This window comes from Micromonospora maritima, from assembly GCF_902825405.1.
GTDB lineage: Bacteria > Actinomycetota > Actinomycetes > Mycobacteriales > Micromonosporaceae > Micromonospora > Micromonospora maritima.
Window position 1 is genome coordinate 1 of sequence record NZ_CADEAU010000400.1, and the last position, 4,871, is coordinate 4,871.

5 protein-coding genes are annotated in these 4,871 nt (G+C 76.0%); 2 read left to right on the forward strand and 3 right to left on the reverse strand.

Translation table 11 applies throughout. The features are described 5' to 3' along the window. Positions 1 to 332 (reverse strand): helix-turn-helix domain-containing protein (locus tag HUW36_RS25545; RefSeq protein WP_174530488.1); only part of this gene is annotated, 332 nt, incomplete at its 3' end. Positions 333 to 557: 225 nt separating this feature from the next. Between HUW36_RS25545 and metF the strand changes: the two genes are divergently transcribed. Together metF and HUW36_RS25555 are read left to right on the forward strand one after the other, a co-directional pair. Beyond that, entirely contained in the window at positions 558 to 1,475 is a 918-nt protein-coding gene (gene metF, locus HUW36_RS25550) for a methylenetetrahydrofolate reductase [NAD(P)H] (RefSeq protein ID WP_091573248.1), read from the forward strand. Between the two features lie 44 nt (positions 1,476 to 1,519). Beyond that, complete coding sequence (locus HUW36_RS25555) at positions 1,520 to 2,209, forward strand: CDP-alcohol phosphatidyltransferase family protein (RefSeq protein ID WP_174530489.1); 690 nt, start codon at positions 1,520 to 1,522, stop codon at positions 2,207 to 2,209. Positions 2,210 to 2,303: 94 nt separating this feature from the next. Here HUW36_RS25555 and HUW36_RS25560 read toward each other — a convergent pair whose 3' ends face one another. Then, on the reverse strand, positions 2,304 to 3,791 hold the full coding sequence (locus HUW36_RS25560; protein ID WP_174530490.1) for a phytoene desaturase family protein: 1,488 nt from the start codon (positions 3,789 to 3,791) through the stop codon (positions 2,304 to 2,306). A 12-nt stretch (positions 3,792 to 3,803) separates the two neighbouring features. Further along, the coding region (locus tag HUW36_RS25565; protein WP_174530491.1) for a glycosyltransferase family 2 protein at positions 3,804 to 4,871 on the reverse strand (1,068 nt) is incomplete at its 5' end.

A 4,871-nucleotide genomic window follows, 5' to 3' on the forward strand; every position in this document is an offset into this window, starting at 1 on the left:
CGGTGCGCCAGGGTGAGCAACGCGACCCGGGCGCGCGACCCGGCCGGGTCGACCGCCGCCGGTGCCACGCCGAGGCGACGGCTGCGCGCGACCGCCTCGTCGATCAGCTCGCCGGGCACCCCGAGGACGGTGGCCAGCCACGCGGACCAGAAGTCACCGGGGAGGCGGACCTGGCGTTCCCACCGGGAGACCTCGTGCCGGGTGAGGGTGGGCACGCCGGAGGCGGCGCAGAGCTCGGCGGCGACCCGCTGCTGGCTCCAGCCGCGGGCGGACCGCAGCTCGGCCAGGAGCGGCCCGAGCAGTCGGGGGCCGGACGGCGGAGACGGGATCATCGGGTCCTCCCGGGGCGACGGCGTGGGACGGCGACGCGGACGCCGGTCGTGCCGGACCGGCGCGTCGCCGTCGTGACGACCCCCGACGCGGGCCCCCGGGCCGGCCATCGGCCGCCCCACCGCGCTGCCGTCGTTTCTACCCCCGGGGTACGACGCTCCGGCGGGACCTGCTCGCGGGCTGGGAACATCCTCGGTACGCCCGCCCGGTCCGGCTAGAGTCGGTCCGTGGCGCTCGGTCTTCCCTCGGTCCTCCCCAACTCCCAGCCGGCGATCGGGGAGCTGATCCGTGACGGCCGGCCGACCTTCTCCTTCGAGTTCTTCCCGCCGAAGACGCCGGCCGGCGAGAAGCTGCTCTGGCAGGCCATCCGCGAGCTGGAGTCGCTGCGCCCGTCGTTCGTCTCGATCACCTACGGCGCGGGCGGCTCGACCCGGGACACCACGGTCGCGGTGACCGAGCGGATCGCCACCGAGACCACCCTGCTGCCGATGGCGCACCTCACCGCCGTCAACCACTCGGTCGCCGAGCTGCGGCACGTCATCGGCCGGCTGGCCTCGGTCGGGGTGCGCAACGTGCTGGCCGTGCGGGGGGACCCGCCCGGCGACCCGGGCGGCGAGTGGGTGCCGCACCCCGAGGGCGTGCACTACGCCGAGGACCTGGTCCGGCTGGTCCGCGACAGCGGCGACTTCAGCGTCGGGGTGGCCGCCTTCCCGTACAAGCACCCGCGCTCGCCGGACGTGGCCAGCGACACCGCGCACTTCGTCCGCAAGTGTCGGGCCGGCGCCGAGTTCGCGGTCACCCAGATGTTCTTCGACGCCGACGACTACCTGCGGCTGCGTGACCGGGTCGCCGCCGCCGGCTGCGACACGCCGATCCTCGCCGGGGTGATGCCGGTGACCCAGATCGGCACCATCGAGCGGTCGGTGCAGCTGTCCGGCGCGCCGTTCCCCCGGGCCCTGGCCGAACGGTTCGAGCGGGTGGCCGACGACCCCGCGGCGGTGCACCGGCTCGGCGTCGAGCAGGCCGGCGAGATGTGCGCCAGGCTGCTGGACGAGGGTGTGCCGGGCATCCACTTCATCACCCTCAACCGGTCGACCGCCACCCGTGAGGTCTGGCAGCGGCTGCGGGCCGACGCCCGGGTGTGACCACCCGCCGGACGACACCCGCGCCGCCCTTCTACGGTTGATCCGTGGTGGGCACACAGCTGAACTGGGACCAGTACGCGACCGCGTGGGCGCGGCTGCACGGTGGGTTCGATCCCCGGACCGCGGCGCCGGTGGTGCGCGCCTGGCTCCGCTTCGCCTACCACGTGGGCTACGTGCTGGGCCGGCTACGGGTCGGCCCGACCGCGGTGACCGTGTTCGGCGTGCTGCTCTGCTTCTGCGTACCCCTGCTGGTGGGCCGGGTCGGCGACGGGCCGTTCCTGGGTTCGCTGTTCGTGCTGCTCGCCGCGGTGGCGGACAGCGTGGACGGTGCGGTGGCGGTGGCCACCAACCGCACCACCCGGCTGGGCTACGTCTACGACTCGGTCGCCGACCGGCTCGGCGAGGTGGCGTGGCTGATCGCGTTCTGGCTGCTCGGCGCGCCGGGCGCGCTGGTCGCGGCGGCCGGCGGTCTGTCCTGGTTGCACGAGTACGTGCGGGCCCGGGCGGTGTCCGCCGGGATGCGGGAGATCGGCGCGGTGACCGTGGGGGAGCGGCCCACCCGGGTCTGCGTGGCCCTGGTCGGTCTGCTGGTCGCCGGGCTCACCGGGTTGATCGACGCCGACCTGACCGCCGGCACCATCACCATGGCCACCACGGTGTGGGTACTGCTCGCCGGGTTCGGCCTCGGCCAGTTGCTCTCCGCCGTCCGCCGCGCCCTGGTCGATGCCGGCTAGCCAGCCCGCCCGCCCGTGCGGGCGCAGACGCGCGGCGGGTGGGCGTTAAGAAGGGGCCCTTCCTCTACCCGAGGCGTTAAGAAGGGGCCCTTCCTTACCAGGCCGGGCCGACCGCCTCGGCGACGATCTCCGCGGACATCGTGACCATGGGCAGCCCGCCGCCCGGGTGGCTGGAACCCCCGACCAGCCAGAGCCCGGCCGCCGGACCCCGGTTGGCCGGGCGCAGCAGGCCACCCGCGGTGCCGTAGATCGCCCCGCCCGGCGCGCCGGTGGCCGCGTCCAGGTCGGCCGGGGTGCGGATCTCCCGGAACACCAGCCGGTCCCGCACGTCCACGCCCCGCTCGGCGAGCACGTCGAGGATCCGGTCCGCGTACGCCTCGGCCAGGCCGGGCCGCCGCCAGTCCACGGCGCCGGCGGCGGTGCCGTGCCGGGGCGCGTTGACGAGCACGAACCACGCCTCGTGGCCGTCGGGGCGGACCGTCGGGTCGTCGGCGGCGGTGACGAACACGGTCGGGTCGGGCGCCGGGCGGGCCCGCACCCCGCGACCGGGGTCGCCGAACACGGCGTCGAACTCGGCGTCGTAGTCGCGGGGGAAGAAGACGGTGTGGTGGGCCAGCCCGGAGTCGCCGCGCACGCCGAGCAGCAGCACGAAGCCGGCCAGGCTGCGATCGGTGAGCGCGGCCAGTCGGCGCCGGTCGGGCAGCAGGTCCCGGTAGACGGTGAGCGCGTCCACGTTGGCCACCACCACGTCGGCCGGGACCGGCGTGGCCGACCCGGCCACGCGTACGCCGTGCACCCGGCCCCCGGCGGCGTCGATCCGGGTGACCGCCGTGTCGGTGCGTACCACCACGCCGAGGTCCAGGCAGCGCGACAGCAGCGCGTCGGCGAGCGTGCCCAGCCCGCCACGCAGGTACCAGCCGCCGTACGCCAGTTCGGCGTAGGGGACGGCGACGAGCGCGGCCGGCGCGCGGCGCGGATCGGCGCCGGTGTAGGTGGCGTACCGGTCGAGCAGCATCCGCAGTCGCTCGTCGGACAGGTATGTGCGGCCCAGCCCGCGCAGCGTGCGGCCCGGGCCGATGGCGGCGAGGTCGCCCAGCCGCCAGGCCAGCGCGGCCAGGTCGCGCGGCGAGTCGACGGTGCGGCGCAGGATGTCCCGGTGTGAGGCTGCCCACACCCGGTCGGCCCGGCGCCACAGCCGCTGCCAGTCGGCGGCGGACCGGTCGCCGAACGCGGCGCCGACGCGGGCGGCGAACTCGTCCGGGTCGGCGCAGGAGTCCAGCGTGGGACCGCCGCCCGGGAAGACGTGCCGCACGATCGGGTCCAGCGGGACCAGGTCGAGGTATTCGTCGAGCTTCGCGCCGGTCGCCTCGAACAGGTCGTGGAAGACCTGCGGCAGGGTGACCAGGCTGGGCCCGGTGTCGAAGCGCCACGCCCCCTCCGGGGTGTGGTGGGTGTAGCGGCCGAGCTTGCCGCCGACCGTGCCGGCCCGTTCGAGGACGGTGACCTCGTGCCCGGTGACCGCGAGCCGGGCGGCGGCGGCGAGACCGCCCACGCCGGCGCCGATGACCACGATGCGCGCCATGACGTGCCCCTCCTAGGTGACCGGGCGACCCCGCCAGGTGAGCCGGCGTCGCTTCCGCAGATGGTACGACCGCACGGTCAGCCAACCGAGGACCACGACCGACACGGGGTGGGCCAGCGCGTCGGGCCACGCCCGGCCGCCGGTGGCCCGGGCGCTGACCACGCGTCCCGCGACGCCGCCCAGGTAGGCCAGGAACGCCACCGCGGCCACCGCCGGCGCGCCGGCCAGCAGCGCCCCGACGGTCAGCAGCGGCGGCGCGACGTAGAGCGCGAACAGCAGCGCCAGCACGGCCGCCGCGGCGGTGGGATGCCCGAACGTCGCCCAGAGCGACTTGGTGTAGCCGTCGCGCAGCTGCGGCCAGTCCTCGTACATCCGGCAGGAGGCCAGCCGGGAGCCGTCGGCCAGCGCGATCCGGCCACCCGCCCGTTTCACCGCCCGGGCCAGCTCGATGTCCTCCAGCACCTTGTCGGCCACCGCCGCGTGCCCGCCGGCCCGCAGGTAGCCGGCCCGGTCCACGACCAGGAACTGCCCGCCGGCGGCGGCCAGCGAGGGCCGCCGCGAGCGTTCCATCGCGCGCAGCGGCAGGAACGTCAGCCACAACCACTGCAACAACGGCTGCGCCAGCCGGTCGGCGACCGTCCGCACCACGATCCGGGGGTACGGCGACAGCAGCGCCGCGTCAGCCGCGCGCAACTCGGTCACGGCCGCCGCGACCGCGTACGGGGCGAGCACCACGTCGGCGTCGACGAAGGCCAGCACCGTCGGCTCCGGGTCGGCCCGGGTGGCGAGCTGCCAGCAGGCGTGCGGCTTGCCCAGCCAGCCGGGCGGCGGGGCGACGCCGGTGAGCAGCGTGACCCGGGGATCGTCACCGGCCACCGCACGGACCACGTCGGCGGTGCCGTCGGTCGATCCGTCGTCGAGCACCACGATCCGCAGGTCCGGCACGCCGCGCTGGGCCAGCAGCGCGCGCAGGCACGGGGTGACCCGGTCGGCCTCGTCGCGCAGCGGCAGCAGCACCGCCACCGGCTCGGTCACCTCGGCCTGGCCGGCGGCCGGGCGGCGCAGCCAGGCGAGCGCGTT